The organism is Caballeronia zhejiangensis (genome assembly GCF_022879815.1).
Classification (GTDB): domain Bacteria; phylum Pseudomonadota; class Gammaproteobacteria; order Burkholderiales; family Burkholderiaceae; genus Caballeronia; species Caballeronia zhejiangensis.
Genome location: NZ_CP084288.1, coordinates 33,624 through 53,953 on the forward strand (window position 1 = coordinate 33,624; position 20,330 = coordinate 53,953).

Below are 20,330 nucleotides of genomic sequence, written 5' to 3' on the forward strand. Positions count from 1 at the left end.
TGACGACCCCCTATCGCGAACAGTGTTAAGACGAAGCACGAAGAATCGTTTTGAAAGAGCGTCAATCCATCGCCTGCAATGCGCGTCGCTGACGCCATGCAGGCGCTGCGCAATTGAAGAGCACGCTGCGCGGATCGGCGAGGCGCAGTTGAATGGCCGCCGCGGCGCGCTGCCGCTGAGCGCCATTGCGCAACACGTCGATGCACTGCGCTTTCGACGACAACGCGCCCATGAGATAGCGCCCGCTGCCCGGCATCCGCGCCTTGTTGGCGTGCCACCATGTGCGCGTCTTGTCGGGGTCCGGCCACGGCGCGCCGTCGTCCTCTTCCTCGGCGGCATCGGCATCTTTTTCGCCGCCGGAATTCCCCGATGCCAACGGCGCGCGTTCCAGCCCGAGACGAACGAAATCGACTCCCGTGATGAGACTGAAGCTCTCGCCCGCGAGCCGCGCCACGCGGTCATCGTCCATACGGCCGATCAGCCACTGCGCATAACGTGGATCGCCGGTGAAACCGACGGCGCGAATCAGCCTGCGCGCACTCTCCGGTTTAGAAGCGAATCGCTCCAGCCATCGATGCGCATCGGCGGGCGCGAGCACGCTCGCCGCGAGCGCGAGCGCGATGTCGCCGAACATGGATGGCGTAGCCGCAATATCGCGAATGACCTCGAGCGCCTCGTCGCGATCGCCGAACAGCAGCGCGGATCGCGCGGCATGAAACCGGCATGACGCGTCCGCGTGATCGAGATGGGCCTGACATGTTCCGAGCAGATCGACGCGGCCGATATCACCCGCGCAGCGCAGCGCCCGGGCGCGCAGCACAGCGTCGTCGGAAACGAGCGCCGCGTCGAGATGCCGCTTCGGATCGACGCGATGCTGCGCACATCCCTCGATGCCAGCCAGTCGCGCGGCGGGGTCGTCGCACGCGAGCAGGATCGAGACGACACCGGCGAGACGGCCCGGACTCACCCAGCCGAACGCCGAATGAAAGCCCGCTCTGGCATTGGGCGTGGCCTGACTCAAAGCGAGCAGCCGCATGATCGCCGGGTCCGAACGCGCCTCGATGCAACCGACGGCGGCGGTGAACAGTTCGCCCTTGCCCGCGTGCTCCAGCGCCCGAATGCTCGAACGCAGGCCGGCGCGTCCCGCCACGGCGATGCCGTCGAGATGCGCCGCGATGCGTTCGTCGAGCCGTGTCAGATCGGAGAGCCGCACATGCGGCGCGCGCACGAGACGGGAGCGGATTCGCCGCAAGGCGGCGGCGTCTTCGACATGTTGCTCCAGCACGCGGAAAAGCACGCCGCTCGCCGAGTCGGCGACCGGTTCGGCTTCGTCGGCTTTCGTCGTGTCCACGGCGACATGCATCAGTTGATCTGCACCGATCCGCCGATGATGCGATTCAGTCCTGACGCACTGCTCGACACGCTGCTTCCGCGTATGCGCACATGTCCGTCGCGCGTGAGCGTGATGCTGGCTTTTCCGCAACGCAGCACCATCTGCTCCTTCGCCGTCACGAGAAGCCGCTTGCCATCGGCGTCGACATCGATCTGTGCGGGCGCATCGTCGAACGGCCAGGCTTCGCATCCGATCAGACAGCCGATGATGATCGGGCGCGTCGGGTCTCCGGCTTCGAACATCAGCGCGACTTGACGGCCGATATGCATGCCGCGCAGATCGACGACCGTGCGCGCGACGAGCGCCGCGCTCCCCGGCTGGCCAGGGTAGACGACGAACGGGGACGCAGCGTCGCCATCGAGTCCGATCAACTCGCCGATCCTCACCCCGTCGATGGCCGCAAGAGGGCCTTGTTCGAGAAAATCGCGTCCGCTCATCGCGTGCTCCTTCGCGTCTCATTCAAAGACGAACGAGCCGACGGCGATTTGCAAAGCTATCCATGACTTCGCGGCGCTTGAAATAAGCGCATCGCGAACCTATGCTCATTGAACAGTCGAATCCGGTCCGCAAGCCCCATGCGGACGTCGTCAGTGGAAGGAGACGCCTCATGCGTCTGTCGCTTATCTTCGTGGTCCTGTCGGCCGTGAGCGCAATGTCCCTGCATGCGGACGCAGACGACAGGCAGGACGGGCGACGACATCGCGACCAGCCCGCTCTGAAAGTATTCGATGCACAAGGCAAACTTATCGGACGCCTTGCTTCTTACGGCGGCTACGACGGCGTGTTCCTCACGATCGACCGCGCGCTCGTCTTCGCGCAGATCACGCGCCTGAACAACAACGGCGAAGCGTACGACTCGGCGAAATTCCAGTGGTCGACTTACGGACCATTCGACTACTCGACCGCCGATTGCAGCGGCTCGCCGATCATTCCTCCCGGCAGCGGCCCACGACCGTCGATCGCGATGAGAACGGGCGCGGACGTCACGCTCCTGATCGCGGGCGATACGGACTCGTCGCCCGCTCAGGTCGTCGCGGTCTTCGACGGCAAGCAGTGCACGCCGCCGCCGACTATCGGGCACATGCCGCCATCCACCGCGCCCGTGCCCGCATTCACGGCCGAGACGAACTATCCGCTGACGGCTCATTATCCCGAGCCGCTCACCATCAGATATTGATCGGGCACGATCGACGGAGACGCTTCATGTGTCGAATGCTTGTTTTGCTGCTCGTCCTGTGCGCGAGCGTGAGCGCCGCCGATGAACGCGATAAACGCGATAAACGCGACGATCGCGCGCATTCCGGCGAGAACACATTGCGCCAGCCGATGGTGTACGACGCACAGGGAAAGCGCGTCGGCCCGCTGGAGGTTTATTCGGGCGTCAACGGCGTGTATCTCGCGATAGACGGCGAGCCCGTCTTCGTGGCGGTGAATCACAAGCGCGTCGGTCCGTTGCAGTATTCGGCCTCGCAATACGAATGGGTCGGCTATACGTTCGTGCCGTACCCATCGCGCGATTGCACCGGAAGCGTCGCCGTCGCGGATGCCGGCAGCCCCGCTCCGGCGATGCCGCTCAGAGAAGGCGCCGACGTGACCGTCTATATCGCGGGCAAGCAAATGTCCGGCAACGTGCAAGTGTGGTCGTTCAGGCAGACAGATCCGTCTACCGGGGCGACGACCTGCCTGACGAGTCTGTCTGACCAAGGCGCCAACTACTGGGCCATCGAGCGCACGTATCCGCTGACGCAGCATTATCCCGAGCCGTTGCGCGTGGCTTATTGACGGAAGACGCGCACGGACCGCACGGAGACCGACATGAGGCACTGGCTGATCGGAGCGCTGATCGCGCTATACGCAACAACATCGCCCGCCGATGACTTCGCGCATCAGGCAAGGCATCGCCCTGTCAGGGTGTTCGATGCGAACGGTCACGTCATCGGCGATCTCACGATCTTCGCCGCGCAAAACGGCGTCGCGCTGACGGCCGGAGACGCAACCGCCGTGATTCCCATTGCACGCGTACAGGACGCGACCTTTCACTTTTCCGCGACCGACTTCAACTGGCTCGCGACGAAGGTCGTCGATTTCGCATCGCCCGATTGCAGCGGCGATCCGATCCTCGACTCGCTCAACGGACCGCGCGCCGCGCTCGCCGTCAGACGCGGCAACGACGTCACCGTGTACTTCGCGGCCGAAGGCGTCACGCAGTCGTTCCAGGCGAATTCGGCGCTCGATCCGAACGCGGCGAACGGATGCCGTCCGTTCACGGCATCCATCACGCTTTCGGGCTTCAAGGTCGGCGCGACGCTCGCGATCAGCCGCACGCATCCCGAGCCGCTCAGGATCGGCTATTGAAAGGCATCACACGCGGCCTTTCCACGGCACCATCGCTTTTTCCAGATACCGCATCAGCAGATCGAAGCAAAGCGCGAAGAAGCCGATCACGATGATGCCCATGATGACGACATCGCTCGCAAGAAACTCGGCCGCGTTGAGCACCATGAAGCCGAGACCGCGCGTCGAAGCGACCATCTCCGCCGCGACGAGCGTCGTCCAGCCGACGCCGATGCCGATACGCATGCCCGTGAAAATCTCCGGCAGCGCGGACTTGAGGATCACATGCGTGACGACCTGCGTGCGCGACGCGCCCATCGAATACGCGGCGTGGATCTGCTCGATCGACACCGAGCGCACGCCCGCGCGCGCGGCGATCGCGAGCGGCGCGAAGATCGCGAGATAGATCAGGAAGATCTTGGAGAACTCGCCGATGCCGAACCAGATGATGATGAGCGGCAAATACGCGAGCGGCGGCAGCGGCCGGTAAAACTCGATCGGCGGATCGAACACGCCGCGCGCGTGCCGCGAGACGCCCATCATCACGCCGACCGGAATCGCCGTCGCACACGCGAGCGCGAATGCGCCGAACACGCGCAGCAAGCTCGCGACGACGTGTTCCGCGAGCGTCGAGTTCGCGAAGCCATCGCTCGCCACCGCGATGAACTTCGCATAGACCGCTTGCGGCGACGGCAGAAAGAGCGGCTTGACCCAGTGCATGCCGGTGATCAGAAACCAGCCGGCCACGAGCACGGCGACGGTCGCGATGCTCATCGCGAAGCTGCTGCCGTAGCCTGGCACGCCGAACGTGTCGCCCGGCTTCACCGGCTTCTTCTTCGATTGCCGCGCGGGCCGGCCCGGCGGACGCCGCGATGCGCCGATGCCGCTGTCGATCGCGGGACCCGGCACCGTCATCGATGCGCGCTTAACCATGATGAATCTCCTCCGCATGATGAGCGGCGCGCTCGTCGCCGTAGATGATGCCGAGCACCCGCTCGCGCATCTCGATGAAATCGGGGCTGGACTTGATCGCGCGCGCATCGCGTGTGGCGAGGAAGCGGCGGTTGAAATCGAGATCGTAGCTATGCGTGATGCGGCCCGGACGCGGCGACATCACGATCAGCCTGCTCGCCAGAAAAAGCGCCTCCTCGACGCTATGCGTGATGAAGAACAACATCTTCTGCGTGCGCTGCCAGACATCGAGCAGCAGCTCCTGGATGGTCTCGCGCGTGAGGGCATCGAGCGCGGCCATCGGCTCGTCCATCAGCAGCATCGCCGGATCGCAGGTCAGCGCGCGCGCAATGCCGACGCGCTGCTGCATGCCGCCCGACAGCTGATAAATCATGTGCCGATGAAAATCCTGAAGGCCGACGAGCGCGAGATTGCGCTTCGCGATGTCCTCGCGCTGCGCCTTCGGCACGCCTTGCAGCTTCAGGCCGAAGGTCGCGTTGTCGAGCACGTTGAGCCACGGCAAGAGCGCGTGCTTCTGGAACACGACGCCGCGATCGGCGCCCGGCCCTTCTACCGGCCTGCCGTTGAGCAGCATCTCACCCGATGACGGCGCGATGAAACCCGCCATCAGCGATAAAAGCGTCGTCTTGCCGCAACCCGACGCACCCAGCGCGACGACGAATTCGCCATCGCCGATAGTGAGATCGATGCCGTCGAGCGCTTGCACGCGCTCGCCCGGGCGTCGGCCCGGAAACACCACGCTCACGTTCTTCACCTGCATGCAACCCATATGTCCTCCGGACTCGGATGTGCCAAGGGCAAGCGGCGCGCGGCCGGGCTTATTTCAGTTTTTCCGCGGCTTCGACGTATTCCGCCGTCACGAACTTCGAATAGTCCGGCAGCACGGCGTCGACGCGCTTCTGCTGCTTCAGGAAGTCCGCCGTGTCCTTGAGCGCGAAGGCCGCGCGGCTCGATGCGCCGCCGCCGAGCCACTGCTTCGTCGCCTGCTCCTGCGCCGACGGATAGCCATACAGCGAAAGCGAGCCCGGCACGTCGGCCGGCGCGCCGCCGATCGTCTTCGCGATGGCCGCGGCCTGCTGCGACTGCGCGGTCCATTTGGCCGGATCGTTGCGGTATTGCGCATCGAGATCGGAGATGGCCTTGACGAACTTCGCCATGAAGTCCTTGTGCGCTTCGCCCCACGCACGATCGACCGCGATGCCGTCGAACGTCGGCTTGCCGAGCTTGGACAGATCGCCCGACGTAATCAGCACCTTGCCGCTCTTCTTGAGTTGCGAGAGCGCCGGATCCCACACGTAGGCAGCGTCGATATCGCCGCGCTCCCACGCCGCCGCGATCTGATTCGGCTGCATGTTGAGAATCTTCACCGACGACGGATCGATGCCCCAGTGCTGCAGCGCGAACATCGTGTGATAGTGCGTCGTCGAGACGAACGGGACGCCGATGGTCTTGCCCTTCAGATCCGCCGGCTTGGCGATGCCCGAGCCGTTGCGCACGACCATCGCCTCGGCTTCGTTGATGTTGTCGAGAATCCAGAAGAGCTGCGCGTCCACGCCCTGGCTGACGGCGGCGGCGAGCGGGCTGGAGCCGATCACGCCGATCTTGATGTCGCCCGAGGCCATCGCGGTCGCCACCTTCGCGCCGGATTCGAACTGCCGCCAGTTGATCTTGTAGCCGGTCGCCTTGGCGATGGAGCCATCGGCGATGCCGACGACCCAGGGATCGACGATCTGCTGATACGCGATCGTCACTTCCTTGTCTTCGGCGTTCGCGGCCTGCGCGCCGCCCCACGCGCACACGGCGACGGCGAGTGTCGCCAGCGCGCGCGCCGGCGAGAACTTTCTAAGCAACTTGCCCGGCAGGCGTTTCAAGCCACAGACGCGGATCGTGTTCATGACGGTTCCTGGAGAAGTGGAAAATCGGGCTCGCCGGCGCGGCATTCCCCGTTTCGGTGCGGTCCGTCGCGCAAGCGGCGAACCGATGACCGAGTATCCACAGCGAAAAATCCAGGAAGTTAGTGCCAGACGGGAACAATCGTTGAGTCCACATTCCGTCGGGCGGCGGGAAGGCTTCTTATGAAGGCGTCGGCGCTACGGATGCGCCTTTTATTTGATCTTCGCGGCGGCGGCGAGCTTGCGCACGCCTTCCTTCGCATCCTCGTTCGAGTTCATGAAATTCGTCACGACGTCGGTGATCGCGCCCGCCGTCACCGGCGATTGAAGTTCGCCGAAAGCCAGCGAAGGCAGGAAGCCGCCCGACTTGATCGTCGCCTGCTCGTCCGCGCGAGACTTCTTCGCGCAGCTGTCGAACTTGTCCATCGGCACATCGAGGCGAACGGGAATCGAACCCTTGTTGAGGCTGAACTGTTCCTGGAATTCGGGCGACATGATCGTCTTCGCCATCGCGATCTGTCCCGGCGTCGCATCCTTCTTCCCGTTCTGCTGGAAGAACACGAAGGCATCCGCCGTGTACGTGTAGGCGTTCGACGTGCCCGGAGCGGGCGCGCAGACGAAGTCGACGTCCGCCTTCTTGCTCGCGTTCGCGAATTCGCCCTTGGCCCAGTCGCCCATGAACTGCATGCCGCCCGAGCCCGAGATCACCATCGCGGTGGCGAGATTCCAGTCGCGGCCGTGATAGGCCTTGTCGAAGTAAGTGCGTATCTTCTGCACCGTCTCGAAGACCTGAATCATTTGCGGCGACGTGAGCGTCTTCTGATCGAGATCGATGAGCGCCTTGCGATAAAAGTCCGTGCCTTGCGACAGCACGACCGTCTCCCAGATGGTCATGTCCTGCCACGGCTGACCGCCATGCGCGACAGGCGTGATGCCCGCCGCGCGAAATTTGTCGGCAAGCGCGAAGAACTCCGGCCACGTCGTGGGCGGCTTGCCACCGACCTTGTCGAGATCCCCCTTGTTGATCCACAGCCAGTTGATCCGATGCACCGAGAACGGCGCGGCGACGTAATGTCCGCCCGACTTCATCGCGTTGTCGATCTGCGCGGGCGTGTGCGCTTTCCAGTCGGCCGAGGCCTGATCGATCGTGACGACCACGCCCTGATCGGCCCAGTCCTGAATCAGCGGTCCTTTGATCTGCGCGGCGGAGGGCGCGTTGCCCGAGATCACCTGTGTCTTCAGCGCGGTCATGGCCGCCGTGCCCGATCCGCCCGCGACGGCGAAGTCCTTCCATTCGTATCCTTGCTTGCTCATGTCGTCCTTGAGCACGCGGATCGCTTTCGATTCGCCACCGGAAGTCCACCAGTGCAGGACCGAGATCTGTTCGGCGGCCGATACCGCGTGCGTGCCGGCGATGAACATCGCGACGGCTGCCGCAACCGACATCGTTGATCGTTTCATTGCTTGTCTCCGGGTTTTATTTATTTATGAAGCGACGCGTTCACGCGCGCTGTTCGAATCCGAGTTGCGACTTGCCGAGCGGCGTCAGGTCGTCGGGCGTCGCGCGGCCTTCGAAATCGACTTCGAAATGATCGCCTGGAAAATCGGGCGGGCTTTCGCCCTTCAGGAAGCTCGGCAATTGACGCTTCAGATACGCGTCGTTTTTGGCGCATCCGGGCGCGGAAGCGATGTACATGACGTTGCTGTAGCCGGCGCCCTTGTGTTCGTCTTCGACCGCGTGAATGACGTCGCTATGCCAGAACACGGTGTCGCCCGCATCCATCTTCGGGATCGACGACAGCGCCTCGAACAGCGGCGCGTGATACTCCGGCCTGATCGACAGCGCGCGTCCGGGCATCGCGCCGCACAGGTCGTCGTCGGCGACGTCGTCCTGGAGCGCGCGCAGCAGGATGTACACCATCGCGTTGGCGATGGGCACGAGCTGCAGCGTGCCGTCGCCCGGACCTTGCGGCGTCAATGCGGTCCAGCCCTGGAACGTGCGGAACATCGAGCACACGGCCGGCGATGCGATCTCTTCGACATCGGGACGGAAAGCGGCGTCGAACGCATCGTAATCGCGCCAGTTGCCCGCGAAGACGTGGCGATACACCTTGCGGAAATTGCCTTCGATCCAGCGCTCGACCGAGCCGCCATCGCAATGCGCCGACAAGCCGAGCGACGCGGAACCGGGCGGCCGCCGGCGCAGACGGTCGGCATAAACCGGCACATGTTCCGGGTCGAAGTGAACGCGTCCTTCGCTCTCGTTGCGCCAGAGCTTGTTGAGAAACACGCGCGCCGCGGTCAGCGACTCCGACTGGCGCGCCAGCACTTGAGGCTTCGACCAGTACACGCCGTAGATTTGCGGCTTGCTCGACGCGAGCTGACCGAAGTACTTGTCTTCGGCGCGGTTTTCGAGGCGCTTGTCGAGGCGATTTCGTTCGACGTAATGCGCGATGTCTTCATCCCATTGCTGTACCTGTGCGCGTGGAAAGACATTGCGGATCACGCACGCGCCGCTCGACTTGACGAGCGCGATCTGCTCGCCGCTCACGCGCCCTTCGGTGATGTCGGCGAACTGAATTTCCGGAATGACGTCTTCGCCGCGATCGCGCCGCGCGGCGATCCGCTTCGCTTCCTCGCCGATCGTCTGCTCGACTTGCGCGAACACTTCGCGGTAGTTCGGCAGCGCGGCGCGCAGTTCCTTTTTTGCTTGCCGGATCGCGCCCGGCAAGTCATCGATTTTCAGCGCCATGATCGTCTCCACATGAATTTCCGTGGACACAGCATATGATGCGTCCGTCTGCGGCGGTGATACGATTCAGGCAATTCATTTGCGTTTTCGGCCATGAAACCAGCCTACGAGCATGTCGAATTCGGCGCGGACTGTTCGGTGCGGGTTTACCATCGGCGGCTCGCGCGTATTCCATTCGAATGGCATCACCATCCGGAATACGAGCTGACGCTGACGATGAACAGTCACGGCAAGCGCTATATCGGCGATTCGGTGAACGACTATCAGGCCGAGGATCTCGTCCTCGTGCCGCCTGATTTGCCGCATACGTGGTCGTCGAACCGGTCGATCGACTCGTCGTTGCCGCAAGTCGCGATCGTCATCTGGTTCGACGGCGACTGGGCGCGGCGCATGGCGGACTGCTGCCGCGAATACGAGCCGCTTCGCAAGCTCCTGCGCCGTGCGGCGTGCGGGCTGGCGTTCGAGCCTCCCGCCGGCGAACGGATGCGCAGCCGTCTCGAACAGTTGCTCTCGACCGCGCCGCGCGAACGCCTGAGCGCCGCGCTCGATGTCCTGTGCACGCTCGCCGATGCGCCGGGCCATCCGCTCGCGTCGCCGAGCGCTTTCAATCAGACGAACGCGGGGCCGTCCGGTCACGAGCCCGAGCGCATCAATCGCGTTCTTTCGATGATCGATGCGCGCTTTGCCGAACCGCTCCGGCTATCGGAGCTATGCGAAGCGGCGAGCCTTTCGGAGCGCACCTTGACGCGCTATTTCGTGCAGCACATCGGCGAGAGCGTCGGGCGATACATCGCTCGGGTTCGAATCGGCCATGCGTGCCGGATGCTGGGCGACACGTCCCTGCCGATATCGGTCATCGCCGCGCGCTCGGGATTTGCGAACGTCGCCAACTTCAATCGGCAATTCAAGGCCGCGAAGCAAACGACGCCGGCGGAGTACCGGCGTCAGTTCATCGATGCAGGCGCGCTCGTCAAGGACACGGCGAACAGCCTGACCGAACGGCCGCCTTCGCTTCAGCAGAAGCGGCGGCGTTGAAGTTATCGCGATGCGCTGAGCGTATGCCCTGCATCGCGCGACAATCTCAGATAGCCCACGATCGTCCGGCTCGCCTTCTTGTGCGCCGGCGTGCTCACGCTTTTGTTAAGCGTCGGTCGCGGCCGATGCGCCTGGGTCGGAGCGGACCCCGGCGGTGCCTTCATGCGAACGGGCTGAAGTCGTCTCCGCGTTGCGATTAGCTTGGGTTCCTAATCAATCGACACGCGCCGACCGCGCACGATCAGACGATTACCTGCAGACCGGCGCGTCGAGGCACGCTCATTGCGCAGTGGCTTCGGATCGATTCATCGAAAGCAACCGGCCATGCCTCTCTCCGCTCAAAGAACCCTGGTGATTTCCCCGCATCTCGACGATGCCGTCTTCAGTTGCGGCGCCCTGCTCGCCGCGTCGCCGGGCGCATCCGTCTGCACGATATTCGCGGGTGCGCCGGACACGGCGCTCGCCACCGACTGGGACGCGCAGTGCGGCTTCGCGGACGCACATCAGGCGATGCGCGAGCGCCGTGTCGAAGACAAAGCCGCGCTGCACGTCCTGGGCGCTCGTGCCGTGCATCTCGGCTTTCTCGACTCCCAATACACGCAAGGCGGCACGAGCGCGACCACCGCCAAGATCGCCTCGGCCATTCGCGACGTGATGCGCGAGAAGGATTGCGCCACGCTCCTCATCCCGCTCGGCCTCTTTCATTCCGACCACGCGCTGGTTCATACGGCCGCGCGCGAGGCGTGCCTTTCGGACGCGACGGCATGCATTGCGTACGAAGACTGTCTATATCGGCGCATGGATGGCCTCGTGCAGCAACGGCTCGTCGAGCTCATCGGAAGCGGCATCGAAGCGACGCCGCTGCTCGATCCGATCGATGCCGCCACGCTCTCGCGCTGCATCGAAGCGAAGCAACGCGCGGTGCAATGTTATGCGAGTCAGCTCAAAGCCTTCGGGCCCCACGGCTATGACGACGTGCTCGCGCCCGAACGCTTCTGGACTCTGCGAGCCGTCGACCATGGCTGAACCGGCAACACTTTCCGAGCCCGATCGCGCGCGGCTCACCGTCGTCGTGCTGACGTACAACAGAGCCGATCAGGTGCTCGACACGCTCGCAAGACTTGCCGCGCTGCCGGACCGCATCCGCATCGTAGCGGTCGATAATGCGTCCACCGACGGCACGGCCGAGCGCATTGCGGCGCAGTTTCCATCGGTCGAACTCGTCGTGGCGCCGGACAATCTCGGCGCGGCCGGACGCAATCTCGGCGTCGCTCGCGTCGCGACGGAGTACGTCGCATTCTGCGATGACGACACCTGGTGGAGCGCCGGATCGCTGTCGCGCGCCGTCGCGATCCTCGATGCGGCGCCGCGCGTCGCGGTGCTCAACGCGCGCGTCGTCGTCGGTGCCGACGGCGCGGCGGACGAGACCTGCCAACGAATGCGCGAAAGCCCGCTGCCGCATCGTGGCTTGCCCGGTCCCGCGCTCGTCGGCTTCATGGCGGGCGCGTGCGTGTTCCGCACCGACGTCTTCCGGCAAGTCGGCGGCTACGAGCCCAGGCTTTTCATCGGCGGAGAAGAAACGCTCGTCTCGCTGGATGTCCTGTCCGCCGGCTACGAGATGGTCTATATGGATGACCTCGTCCTTCATCACCATCCCTCACCGCTGCGCGACAGCGCACAACGGCGCAGGCTCCTCGCGCGCAACGCCGCGTGGGTCGCATGGATGCGCCTGCCATTCGACCAAGCCCTTCACGCCACCGGAAAAGCCTTCCTCGTGGCATGGCGCGAGCGCACGTTGATGCGCGATTTACCGATCCTCGCAAGCGGCATCGCATGGGCGATGACCAGGCGCCGCGTGATCCCCTCGCGCGTCCAGGACATGCGCCGCGTCGTGCGCGAAGACGATTTGCGCCGCGCCAGGCAGACGAAATCGTCGGCGTCTTTCGGTTCTACACGCCCCACGTAAAAACGCGTGCGTCGCGCGACGAACCAAACGAAATTTGGTTCGTCCCGCATCGAACCGCAAATCGTTTCGCAGTTCTCGCCAGTTCGACAACGAGTGGCACAGGGAATGCTGAACGCTGGTGACTGATCCACGCGATGGCGCGCCGCGCACACGCACATTGGGATCGCAAGATAAGGGGACTTCCGTGAAAATCGCATTGATCAGTGAGCACGCATCGCCCTTGGCGATCGCGGGTGGCGTAGACAGCGGCGGGCAAAACATCTATGTGGCGAATGTCGCGCGTCAGCTCGTTCGCATCGGTCACGACGTCGATGTGTTCACTCGTTGCGACCGTTCGTTATTGCCGCTCGTCTCGCGCTTCGAAAACATCCGCGTGATAAATGTACCGGCCGGTCCGCCCGTGCAGTTACCGAAGGAACAGCTTCTGCCGCATATGGATGCGTTCGCCGGCTTCATGATCGACTTCATGAAGAAGGAAGCGCAACCGTATGACATCGTGCACGCGAACTTCTTCATGTCGGGCCTCGTGGGTCTGCGCATCAAGGACGCGCTCGGCGTGCCGCTCGTCACGACGTTTCATGCGCTGGGGCGCGTGCGACGCCTGCATCAAGGCGAATCGGACGGCTTTCCCGATGCGCGCTTCGATATCGAAGACGAGCTCGTCAGGCGCTCCGATTCGGTCATCGCCGAATGTCCCCAGGACGAGAACGATCTGATTCATCTGTACGACGCCGATCCCGCGCGCATCGACCTCGTGCCGTGCGGCTTCGATCGCGCGGAGTTCCATCCGCTAGACAAGGCGGCAGCGAGAGAACGTCTCGGCTGGCCGCAAGACCGGTTCATCGTGCTGCAACTCGGGCGCATGGTGCCGCGCAAGGGCGTCGACAATGTCGTGCGCGCGCTCGGCATGCTACACGGTGAGCATGGCGAAAGTGCCGAGCTTTATGTGGCGGGCGGCAATTCCGACGAAGCGAACGAGAACGCGACGCCGGAGATCGGCAGGCTGCGCGGGGTCGCGCGCGAATGCGGCATCGAAGAGCATGTTCACTTCGTGGGCCGTCATGGACGAGGTGAACTGAAGCACTTCTATAACGCAGCCGATGTCTTCGTGACGACGCCGTGGTACGAGCCGTTCGGCATCACGCCGCTGGAGGCGATGGCTTGCGGGCGGCCCGTCATCGGTGCTGCTGTCGGCGGCATTCGCTACTCGGTGGCGCACGGAGAAACCGGCTTGCTCGTGCCGCCGAAGAATCCGGCCGCGCTCGCGGATGCGCTCGTCGCGCTCAAGCGAGATGCCGCGCTCGCCACGCGAATGGGCGAAGCGGGCCTCGCCCGCGCGAACGCAATGTTCACATGGTCGAGCGTCGCGCAGGCGCTCGCACAGGTCTACGCGCGACTTGCGGGCGAGGAAGGACAAGCCGCCGCGCGCGTTGCCATGGGCGGAGCCGCACGATGACGCAACCACTGCGGCCTGCGATCTTCATCGACAAGGACGGCACCTTGCTCGACGATGTGCCCTGGAACGTCGATCCGCTGAAGATGCGCCTCGCGCCGGGCGCGCTCGACGCGTTGCGCCTGTTTTCGTGGCTCGAACTGCCGATCTTCGTAATCAGCAATCAGAGCGGCGTCGCGCTCGGCAAGTTCGACTTGCAGGCACTCGATCGCGTCGAAGCGCGTTTGCGTGAACTCGCAGCCGAAGCGGGCGCGTCGTTCGCCGGCATTTACTGGTGCCCGCATCATCCGCGGGGCGTCGTGCCTGAATTCACGCGCGCGTGTGAATGCCGCAAGCCCGCGCCCGGCCTGCTGTTGCGTGCGGCGCGCGAGCATGGCATCGATCTTTCGCAGAGCTGGTTCATCGGCGACATTCTCGATGACGTCGAAGCCGGTCATCGCGCGGGCTGCCGCAGTGCGCTGATCGATAACGGCAACGAAACCGAATGGCTCAAAGGCGTTGGACGCGAGCCGGATATCGTCGCGAAGGACCTGTACGAGGCGGCGATTGCAGTCGTCAATGCGGAGTGTCCCGCATGAAGCCCATGCTTGCACCCGTCGTCGAAGCGCATGCGCGCAAGAGCGCCGCGAGCCAGGCGCGCGAATGGGGCGCGGATGTCAAGCGCATTCTCTGCATCCGTCTCGACAATCTCGGCGACGTGCTGATGACGACGCCCGCGCTGCACGCGTTACGCGCCGCGCAGCCGGGCAGGCATCTGACCTTGCTCGCATCGCGAGCGGGCAAGGCGACGGCGCCTTTCATCGATGCAATCGACGATGTGATCGAATACGACGCGCCGTGGGTCAGGCAGGATGCGCCCATCGACGCCCTCGCCGATCTCGCCATGCGTGCGCGCCTTGCATCGGCGCATTTCGATGCAGCGGTGATCTTCAGCGTCTACAGCCAGAATCCGCTGCCCGCGGCCATGTTGTGTCATCTCGCCGGCATTCCGCTGCGGCTCGCGCATTGCCGCGAGAATCCGTATGGTTTGCTCACCGACTGGGTTCAGGAGACTGAACCGCAGCACGGCACACGGCATGAAGTGGAGCGGCAACTCGCTCTCGTCGCAAGAGTCGGTGCGAAAGCCGACGATACGCGCATGCGCTTCTCCGTGCGCCCCGCCGATATCGACTCGCTGACGCAAAAGCTCATCGCCCGCGATGTCGATATGGACGCACCGTTCATCGTCGTGCATCCGGGTGCGAGCGCGGAATCGCGCCGCTATCCCGTCGAACGCTTTGCCGAAACGATCGAACGTCTCGGCGCTCAATTGGAATGGCCGATTCTCGTGACGGGCTCGCGAAGCGAAAGTCACTTGTGCCGCGCCGCCTGCGGCACGAGTCCCTACGCGCACGATCTGTCCGGCGCGCTCGAACTCGGGGAACTCGCCGCGCTCATCCAGCGCGCTCGCGTTCTCATCTCGAACAACAGCGGACCGGTGCATCTCGCATCCGCGCTGGGCGCGCCCGTCGTGGATCTCTACGCACTCACGAATCCGCAGCACATGCCGTGGCAAACGTCGCATCGCGTGCTGTATCACGATGTCTCGTGCCGCTGGTGCTATCGCAGCGTGTGTCCCGAAGGCCATCACGCGTGCCTTGTCGGCGTCGAGGTAGACGAGGTTGTCTCCGCCGCGCTCGAGCTCATCGAAGAAGAACATGCATCGCCCGTCCATCCGATAACACAGGCAAGCTAAGCTATGTACACACTTGGAATCAACGCGGTTTATCACGACAGCGCCGCGGCGCTGGTCAAGGACGGCGTCGTCATCGCGGCGGCCGAGGACGAGCGCTTCACGCACGTCAAGCATGCGAAACGGCCGGTGCCGTTTTCCACATGGCAGCTTCCGTTCGATGCAATCGACTATTGCCTGAAGGAAGCGGGCATCGAACTCGCGGATGTGGATCACATCGCGTATTCGTACGATCCGCATCTGTTTTCCGGCATGCCGAAGGACGCAAACGCGAACATATCCCTGCCGATGATGCCCTCGGCGCAAGCGATGACGAACCCGTCCGAATCGCCCTGGGATCCGCTGTTCCTGAGCTATATCGTCAATGCGAAGGGTCAGTTGATCGACGGCGCGCCGCATCATCTGAAGCGGCGTTTCCTAAGCGGCGGACGCGCCCCGCGCTTCGCGTGGCATAACGTCGATCATCATCTCTGTCACGAAGCGAGCGCGTTTCTCGCCGCACCTTTCGACGACACCGCCGTACTTACGATGGACGGTCGCGGCGAAGGCGTCACGACGAGTCTCGGGCAATTCGTGAATGGCGAATACACGCGCATCAAGCAAGTGGAACTGCCGCACTCGCTCGGCCTGCTCTATGAAACGGTGACGGGCTATCTCGGCTTCCTGCACTCGTCCGACGAGTACAAGGTGATGGCGCTCGCGTCGTTCGGCAAGCCCGCGTATGTCGATCAGTTTCGCGAGATCGTGAAGTATCGCCGCGACGGCAGCTATACCGTCGATGCGCCGCGTCTCGTCGAGCGCTTCGGTCCCGCGCGCGAACGCGGCGGCCCGCTCACGCAGCATCATTTCGATATCGCGCATTCATTGCAGGTCGTTCTGGAAGAGACCGCGCTCGAACTCGCGAAGTGGCTGCACGAACGTACGGGTCTGAAGAATCTCGCGATGGCGGGCGGCGTCGCGCTCAACTGCGTGATGAACGCGCGCCTGCGCGATCGCGGACCGTTCGATGAAATCTGGGTTCAGCCCGCCGCCGGCGATGCGGGCACGGCGCTCGGCGCTGCCTTGTGGACCGACTATCAGCAACGCGCGAAGACCGGCGATCGCGGTCGAAAATGGCGCATGGATCACGCATATCTCGGACCGTCGTTCGATGACGACGAGATCGAAACCTTCCTCAAGTGGACGCGCGCGCCGTATCGCAAGCTCACGAATATCGCCGAAGAAACCGCGGACATTCTCGCGCAAAACCGCGTCATCGGCTGGTATCAGGGACGCACCGAGTTCGGCCCGCGTGCGCTCGGCGCGCGTTCGATTCTGGCATCGCCCATCGATGCGTCCATGCAGGCGCGCCTCAACGAGATCAAGGATCGCGAGGACTTTCGTCCGGTTGCGCCCGTCGTGATGGAAGAGCACGCAGCCGACTGGTTCGTCGATGCACGCGTCGCGCCGTTCATGCTCTTCGTGTTCGACGTGCGCGACGACATGAAGACGCGCATTCCCGCGGTCACGCATATCGACGGCACCGCGCGCGTGCAGACCGTCAATCGCGCGCAGCATCCGCTTTACTACGATCTGCTCGCGGCGTTCAAGGCGCGCACGGGCGTGCCGGTTCTCGTCAATACATCGTTCAATACGCGCGGCGAGCCGATGGTGAATACGCCGCGCGACGCACTCGAATCGTTCTGGACGTCGCCGCTCGATGCGCTCGTGATCGGCTCGTTCCTTGTCGAAAAGCCGGGCGCGCACGCATGAGCACCTACGCCGAACTCTTTGATCACGGCGCGATGAGCGCGGCCGATGCACCCGCGATACCGCGCGGCGATTTCATCCCGGACGTGACCGTGGTCGTGCCGACGTATCGCCGCCCCGCGATGCTCGAACGCTGCGTGCTGGCGCTCGCGGCGCAGACCTACGATCCGGCGCGCTACGAGATCATCGTATGCGACGACGGCCCCGACGAAGCGACGAAGGCATGCGTGCAGCGCCTGTCGCAATCGCGTGCGCGGCGCGGCCCGTTGATCCGCTACGTTCCCGTCACCGCCACGCAGGGTCCGGCGGGCGCGCGCAACGCGGGCTGGCGCGCATCCCTCGCGCGGCGCATCGCCTTCACCGACGACGACACCATTCCCGATCCGAACTGGATCGCCAATGGCATGCGTGCGCTCGATGCGGGCGCGGATGCCGTGTCGGGCCGCATCGTCGTGCCGCTGGGACCACGCCCGACCGATTACGAACGCGACGCCGCCGGACTCGCCAGCGCCGAATTCGCGACGGCGAACACCTTCGTCACGCGCGCCGCACTCGAACGTACGGGCGGCTTCGATGCGCGCTTTACGGCGGCGTGGCGCGAGGACTCGGATCTGCAATTCGCGCTGATGAAGGCGGGACTCGTCATCGCGCGTGCGGAAGACGCAACCGTGCTGCATCCGGTGCGCCCTGCGCGCTGGGGCGTGAGCATATCGCAGCAGAAGAAGAGCCAGTTCGATGCACTGCTCTACAAAAAGTATCCCGCGATGTTTCGCACGCGCATCCGCCGCAATCCGCCGCTTTTGTACTACGCGATGCTCGCGGCGCTCGTCGTTGCGATCGGATCGTTCGCAGCACACGCGCCGCGCACCGGGTCGCTCGCATTGCTTGCCTGGGCCGCGATGACCATATGGTTCAGTATGCAACGATTGAAGACGACTGCGCGCACGCCGTCGCACGTCGCGGAAATGCTGTGGACGTCGGCGATCATTCCGTATCTGTCGATCTACTGGCGCATACGCGGCGCGTTCAAGTTCAGGGTCTTCTTTCTATGAACGTCGAGCGCATCGTCATCTTTCGCGCATTGCAGCTCGGCGACATGTTGTGCGCCGTGCCTGCGTTGCGTGCATTGCGCCGCGCCTATCCGCAAGCACATATCGCGCTTATCGGTCTGCCTTGGGCGGCAAGTTTCGTCGAACGATACGCGCATCTCGTCGATGAACTCATCGTGTTTCCCGGCGCTATCGGTTTTCCCGAGCAGCAGGAAACGGATGCACATCTGCCTCGTTTTCATCAAGCGATGCGCGCACGTCGCTTCGATCTCGCGATTCAACTGCATGGAAGCGGCGGCGTGGCGAACGATATCGTCGAAGGCATCGGCGCGCGTCTGAACGCGGGCTTTCTGAAGCCGGACGAAGCCATGCGTAGAGGCGTCTTCATGCCATGGCCCGACGATCTGCCCGAATCCGCGCGATACACCGCGCTCATGCAGCGGCTCGGCATCGACGCAAACGATCTCGATCTCGAAATTCCGCTGACCGATGCCGACAATCGCGAATGCGATGCGCTGATCGAAGCGTGCGCGCTCGATAGCGAGCGGCTCGTGCTCGTGCATCCGGGCGCGCAGCTGCCTTCCCGTCGATGGCCCGTCGAGCGCTTCGCCGACGTGGCGCGCGCGTTGTCGCGGCGCGGCTGGCAAGTCGCCGTCACAGGCAGCGCGGGTGAAGCCCCGTTGACGGCGCGCGTTGCGCAAGGTGCCGGCATCGATCTCGCCGGCCGCACGTCGCTCGGCTCGCTCGCGGCGCTCGTCGCGAAGGCGCGGCTCATCGTATGCAACGACACGGGGCTTTCGCATGTCGCCGCAGCGATGCGCACGCCGAGTGTCGTCGTCGCGTCGGGCAGCGATACACGTCGCTGGGCGCCGCTCGATCACGCGCGTCATCGCGTGCTCGCGGACTGGCCCTCGTGCCGTCCGTGCGCGTTTCGCGAGTGCCCTTACGGTCATGAATGCGCGATGAACATAAGCGTGCAATCCGTGATCGACACGGCATTCGCCCAGCTTGAATCGACCGTCCGAGAGGAGACGCTTCTTCATGCCCACGACTAGTTCCCGGCGTCTGCGCGTGCTTACCTGGCATATTCACGGCAATTATCTTTACTATCTGAGCCAGGCGCCGCACGACTTCTATCTCGTCACGCGCCCCGGTTATCCGCCGGGCTATGCGGGCACGGCGGGTGCGTTGCCCTTCGGCCCGAACGTGCATGAAATTCCGGCGAGCGAAGTGCAGTCGCAATCCTTCGATGTCGTGCTCTTTCAGCACAAGCGTCAATGGGACGACGACCGCATCAATCTGCTGAGCGACGCGCAACGCCGGCTGCCGCGCGTCTACATCGAGCACGATCCGCCGCAGGAAAACCCCTTCGAACAGAAGCACTGGGTGCAGGAACGCGACACGCTGCTCGTGCACGTCACGCACTTCAACAAGCTGATGTGGGACAGCGGCGAAACGCCGACGCGCGTCATCGAACACGGCGTGATCGTGCCCGAAGGCGTGCGCTATAGCGGCGAACTCGAACGCGGCATCGCGGTGATCAATCATCTGCGCCAGCGCGGCAGGCGGCTCGGCAACGATGTCTATGCACAAGCGGCCGCGCGCGTGCCACTCGATCTCGTCGGCATGGATGCGCAGTCGGCGGGCGGCATCGGCGAGATCGGCAATCTGGAGCTTGCGGCGTTCAGCGCGCGCTATCGCTTCTTCTTCAATCCGATTCGCTGGACGAGCCTCGGGCTCGCCATCGTCGAAGCGATGACGATCGGCATGCCGATCATCGGTCTCGCGACGACCGAACTCGCCACCGTGATCCGCAACGGCGAAAGCGGCTACGTGCATACCGACACGCAGGCGCTCATCGACGCGATGCAGCACCTGCTGCGCGATCCCGCCGAAGCGCGGCGTCTCGGCGAAGGCGCGCGGCGCACCGCGCTCGAACGATTCAATATCGCGCGCTTCGCCCGCGACTGGGACGAAACGCTGCGCTTCGTATGCAGTTAGCA

General features: G+C 64.1%; 20 protein-coding genes. 13 read left to right on the plus strand and 7 right to left on the minus strand.

Annotated features, from left to right (window positions below):
* Positions 1 to 61: 61 nt before the first annotated feature.
* Together LDZ23_RS32970 and LDZ23_RS32975 are read right to left on the minus strand one after the other, a co-directional pair.
* Positions 62 to 1,351 carry a TIGR02270 family protein gene (locus tag LDZ23_RS32970; RefSeq protein WP_160172880.1) on the minus strand — a complete coding sequence of 430 codons (1,290 nt, stop codon included), beginning with the start codon at positions 1,349 to 1,351 and terminating at the stop codon, positions 62 to 64.
* Positions 1,352 to 1,362: 11 nt separating this feature from the next.
* Positions 1,363 to 1,830: a DUF6484 domain-containing protein gene (locus tag LDZ23_RS32975; protein WP_008345379.1), complete on the minus strand. Its 468-nt coding sequence runs from the start codon at positions 1,828 to 1,830 to the stop codon at positions 1,363 to 1,365.
* 170 nt (positions 1,831 to 2,000) lie between these two features.
* Here LDZ23_RS32975 and LDZ23_RS32980 point away from each other — a divergent pair, with 170 nt between their 5' ends.
* Genes LDZ23_RS32980 through LDZ23_RS32990 form a run of 3 tightly spaced genes read left to right on the plus strand, consistent with a single transcriptional unit; the run spans position 2,001 to position 3,748 of the window.
* Complete coding sequence (locus LDZ23_RS32980; protein WP_008345378.1) at positions 2,001 to 2,570, plus strand: hypothetical protein; 570 nt, start codon at positions 2,001 to 2,003, stop codon at positions 2,568 to 2,570.
* A 26-nt stretch (positions 2,571 to 2,596) separates the two neighbouring features.
* Positions 2,597 to 3,175, plus strand: coding sequence for a hypothetical protein (locus LDZ23_RS32985; RefSeq protein ID WP_144403557.1), 579 nt, complete (start codon positions 2,597 to 2,599; stop codon positions 3,173 to 3,175).
* A gap of 33 nt (positions 3,176 to 3,208) precedes the next feature.
* On the plus strand, positions 3,209 to 3,748 hold the full coding sequence (locus LDZ23_RS32990) for a hypothetical protein (RefSeq protein WP_008345376.1): 540 nt from the start codon (positions 3,209 to 3,211) through the stop codon (positions 3,746 to 3,748).
* 6 nt (positions 3,749 to 3,754) lie between these two features.
* Here LDZ23_RS32990 and LDZ23_RS32995 read toward each other — a convergent pair whose 3' ends face one another.
* The 5 genes from LDZ23_RS32995 to LDZ23_RS33015 all read right to left on the minus strand — a co-directional run bounded on the left by LDZ23_RS32995 (position 3,755) and on the right by LDZ23_RS33015 (position 9,343).
* Entirely contained in the window at positions 3,755 to 4,642 is an 888-nt protein-coding gene (locus LDZ23_RS32995; RefSeq protein WP_200889158.1) for an ABC transporter permease subunit, read from the minus strand.
* A 10-nt stretch (positions 4,643 to 4,652) separates the two neighbouring features.
* A complete protein-coding gene (locus LDZ23_RS33000; RefSeq protein ID WP_008345374.1) occupies positions 4,653 to 5,468 on the minus strand; it encodes a taurine ABC transporter ATP-binding protein in 816 nt (271 codons plus the stop codon).
* 49 nt (positions 5,469 to 5,517) lie between these two features.
* Positions 5,518 to 6,594 carry a taurine ABC transporter substrate-binding protein gene (gene tauA, locus LDZ23_RS33005; protein ID WP_008345373.1) on the minus strand — a complete coding sequence of 359 codons (1,077 nt, stop codon included), beginning with the start codon at positions 6,592 to 6,594 and terminating at the stop codon, positions 5,518 to 5,520.
* Between the two features lie 210 nt (positions 6,595 to 6,804).
* Positions 6,805 to 8,052, minus strand: coding sequence for an ABC transporter substrate-binding protein (locus LDZ23_RS33010; protein ID WP_008345372.1), 1,248 nt, complete (start codon positions 8,050 to 8,052; stop codon positions 6,805 to 6,807).
* A 40-nt stretch (positions 8,053 to 8,092) separates the two neighbouring features.
* Positions 8,093 to 9,343 carry a DUF1479 domain-containing protein gene (locus LDZ23_RS33015; protein ID WP_008345371.1) on the minus strand — a complete coding sequence of 417 codons (1,251 nt, stop codon included), beginning with the start codon at positions 9,341 to 9,343 and terminating at the stop codon, positions 8,093 to 8,095.
* A gap of 93 nt (positions 9,344 to 9,436) precedes the next feature.
* Here LDZ23_RS33015 and LDZ23_RS33020 point away from each other — a divergent pair, with 93 nt between their 5' ends.
* The 10 genes from LDZ23_RS33020 to LDZ23_RS33065 all read left to right on the plus strand — a co-directional run bounded on the left by LDZ23_RS33020 (position 9,437) and on the right by LDZ23_RS33065 (position 20,328).
* Positions 9,437 to 10,378: a helix-turn-helix domain-containing protein gene (locus LDZ23_RS33020; protein ID WP_008345370.1), complete on the plus strand. Its 942-nt coding sequence runs from the start codon at positions 9,437 to 9,439 to the stop codon at positions 10,376 to 10,378.
* Between the two features lie 351 nt (positions 10,379 to 10,729).
* Positions 10,730 to 11,404 (plus strand): PIG-L deacetylase family protein, encoded by a 675-nt coding sequence (locus tag LDZ23_RS33025; protein ID WP_008345369.1) that lies wholly within the window; start codon positions 10,730 to 10,732, stop codon positions 11,402 to 11,404.
* Positions 11,397 to 12,344, plus strand: a complete 948-nt coding sequence (locus LDZ23_RS33030) for a glycosyltransferase family 2 protein (RefSeq protein ID WP_008345368.1) — start codon at positions 11,397 to 11,399, stop codon at positions 12,342 to 12,344. The genes LDZ23_RS33025 and LDZ23_RS33030 overlap by 8 nt, the downstream gene beginning before the upstream one ends.
* Before the next feature lie 184 nt (positions 12,345 to 12,528).
* Positions 12,529 to 13,800 carry a glycosyltransferase family 4 protein gene (locus LDZ23_RS33035; RefSeq protein WP_008345367.1) on the plus strand — a complete coding sequence of 424 codons (1,272 nt, stop codon included), beginning with the start codon at positions 12,529 to 12,531 and terminating at the stop codon, positions 13,798 to 13,800.
* The gene (locus LDZ23_RS33040; protein ID WP_008345366.1) at positions 13,797 to 14,375 is read left to right on the plus strand and encodes a D-glycero-alpha-D-manno-heptose-1,7-bisphosphate 7-phosphatase; all 579 of its coding nucleotides are present in this window, start codon (positions 13,797 to 13,799) and stop codon (positions 14,373 to 14,375) included. Before LDZ23_RS33035 ends, LDZ23_RS33040 begins: the two co-directional genes overlap by 4 nt.
* A complete protein-coding gene (locus LDZ23_RS33045; protein WP_008345365.1) occupies positions 14,372 to 15,532 on the plus strand; it encodes a glycosyltransferase family 9 protein in 1,161 nt (386 codons plus the stop codon). Before LDZ23_RS33040 ends, LDZ23_RS33045 begins: the two co-directional genes overlap by 4 nt.
* A gap of 3 nt (positions 15,533 to 15,535) precedes the next feature.
* Complete coding sequence (locus tag LDZ23_RS33050) at positions 15,536 to 17,281, plus strand: carbamoyltransferase family protein (RefSeq protein WP_033535668.1); 1,746 nt, start codon at positions 15,536 to 15,538, stop codon at positions 17,279 to 17,281.
* Positions 17,282 to 17,313: 32 nt separating this feature from the next.
* Positions 17,314 to 18,330, plus strand: a complete 1,017-nt coding sequence (locus LDZ23_RS33055) for a glycosyltransferase family 2 protein (protein WP_051078954.1) — start codon at positions 17,314 to 17,316, stop codon at positions 18,328 to 18,330.
* A complete protein-coding gene (locus LDZ23_RS33060) occupies positions 18,327 to 19,382 on the plus strand; it encodes a glycosyltransferase family 9 protein (protein ID WP_008345362.1) in 1,056 nt (351 codons plus the stop codon). Before LDZ23_RS33055 ends, LDZ23_RS33060 begins: the two co-directional genes overlap by 4 nt.
* Entirely contained in the window at positions 19,369 to 20,328 is a 960-nt protein-coding gene (locus LDZ23_RS33065) for a glycosyltransferase family 4 protein (protein ID WP_008345361.1), read from the plus strand. Before LDZ23_RS33060 ends, LDZ23_RS33065 begins: the two co-directional genes overlap by 14 nt.
* The last annotated feature ends 2 nt before the right edge of the window (positions 20,329 to 20,330 follow it).

What these genes read in the sequence shown, in the direction of transcription:
- LDZ23_RS33060 (WP_008345362.1), top strand. Translation starts at nt 18,327, where the DNA reads ATGAACGTCGAGCGCATCGTCATCTTTCGCGCATTGCAGCTCGGCGAC.
- LDZ23_RS32975 (WP_008345379.1), bottom strand. Translation starts at nt 1,830, where the DNA reads ATGAGCGGACGCGATTTTCTCGAACAAGGCCCTCTTGCGGCCATCGAC.
- LDZ23_RS33000 (WP_008345374.1), bottom strand. Translation starts at nt 5,468, where the DNA reads ATGGGTTGCATGCAGGTGAAGAACGTGAGCGTGGTGTTTCCGGGCCGA.
- LDZ23_RS33010 (WP_008345372.1), bottom strand. Translation starts at nt 8,052, where the DNA reads ATGAAACGATCAACGATGTCGGTTGCGGCAGCCGTCGCGATGTTCATC.
- LDZ23_RS32995 (WP_200889158.1), bottom strand. Translation starts at nt 4,642, where the DNA reads ATGACGGTGCCGGGTCCCGCGATCGACAGCGGCATCGGCGCATCGCGG.
- LDZ23_RS33040 (WP_008345366.1), top strand. Translation starts at nt 13,797, where the DNA reads ATGACGCAACCACTGCGGCCTGCGATCTTCATCGACAAGGACGGCACC.
- LDZ23_RS32990 (WP_008345376.1), top strand. Translation starts at nt 3,209, where the DNA reads ATGAGGCACTGGCTGATCGGAGCGCTGATCGCGCTATACGCAACAACA.
- LDZ23_RS33045 (WP_008345365.1), top strand. Translation starts at nt 14,372, where the DNA reads ATGAAGCCCATGCTTGCACCCGTCGTCGAAGCGCATGCGCGCAAGAGC.
- LDZ23_RS32985 (WP_144403557.1), top strand. Translation starts at nt 2,597, where the DNA reads ATGTGTCGAATGCTTGTTTTGCTGCTCGTCCTGTGCGCGAGCGTGAGC.
- LDZ23_RS33050 (WP_033535668.1), top strand. Translation starts at nt 15,536, where the DNA reads ATGTACACACTTGGAATCAACGCGGTTTATCACGACAGCGCCGCGGCG.
- LDZ23_RS33055 (WP_051078954.1), top strand. Translation starts at nt 17,314, where the DNA reads ATGAGCGCGGCCGATGCACCCGCGATACCGCGCGGCGATTTCATCCCG.
- LDZ23_RS33065 (WP_008345361.1), top strand. Translation starts at nt 19,369, where the DNA reads ATGCCCACGACTAGTTCCCGGCGTCTGCGCGTGCTTACCTGGCATATT.
- LDZ23_RS32980 (WP_008345378.1), top strand. Translation starts at nt 2,001, where the DNA reads ATGCGTCTGTCGCTTATCTTCGTGGTCCTGTCGGCCGTGAGCGCAATG.
- LDZ23_RS33030 (WP_008345368.1), top strand. Translation starts at nt 11,397, where the DNA reads ATGGCTGAACCGGCAACACTTTCCGAGCCCGATCGCGCGCGGCTCACC.
- LDZ23_RS33020 (WP_008345370.1), top strand. Translation starts at nt 9,437, where the DNA reads ATGAAACCAGCCTACGAGCATGTCGAATTCGGCGCGGACTGTTCGGTG.
- tauA (WP_008345373.1), bottom strand. Translation starts at nt 6,594, where the DNA reads ATGAACACGATCCGCGTCTGTGGCTTGAAACGCCTGCCGGGCAAGTTG.
- LDZ23_RS33015 (WP_008345371.1), bottom strand. Translation starts at nt 9,343, where the DNA reads ATGGCGCTGAAAATCGATGACTTGCCGGGCGCGATCCGGCAAGCAAAA.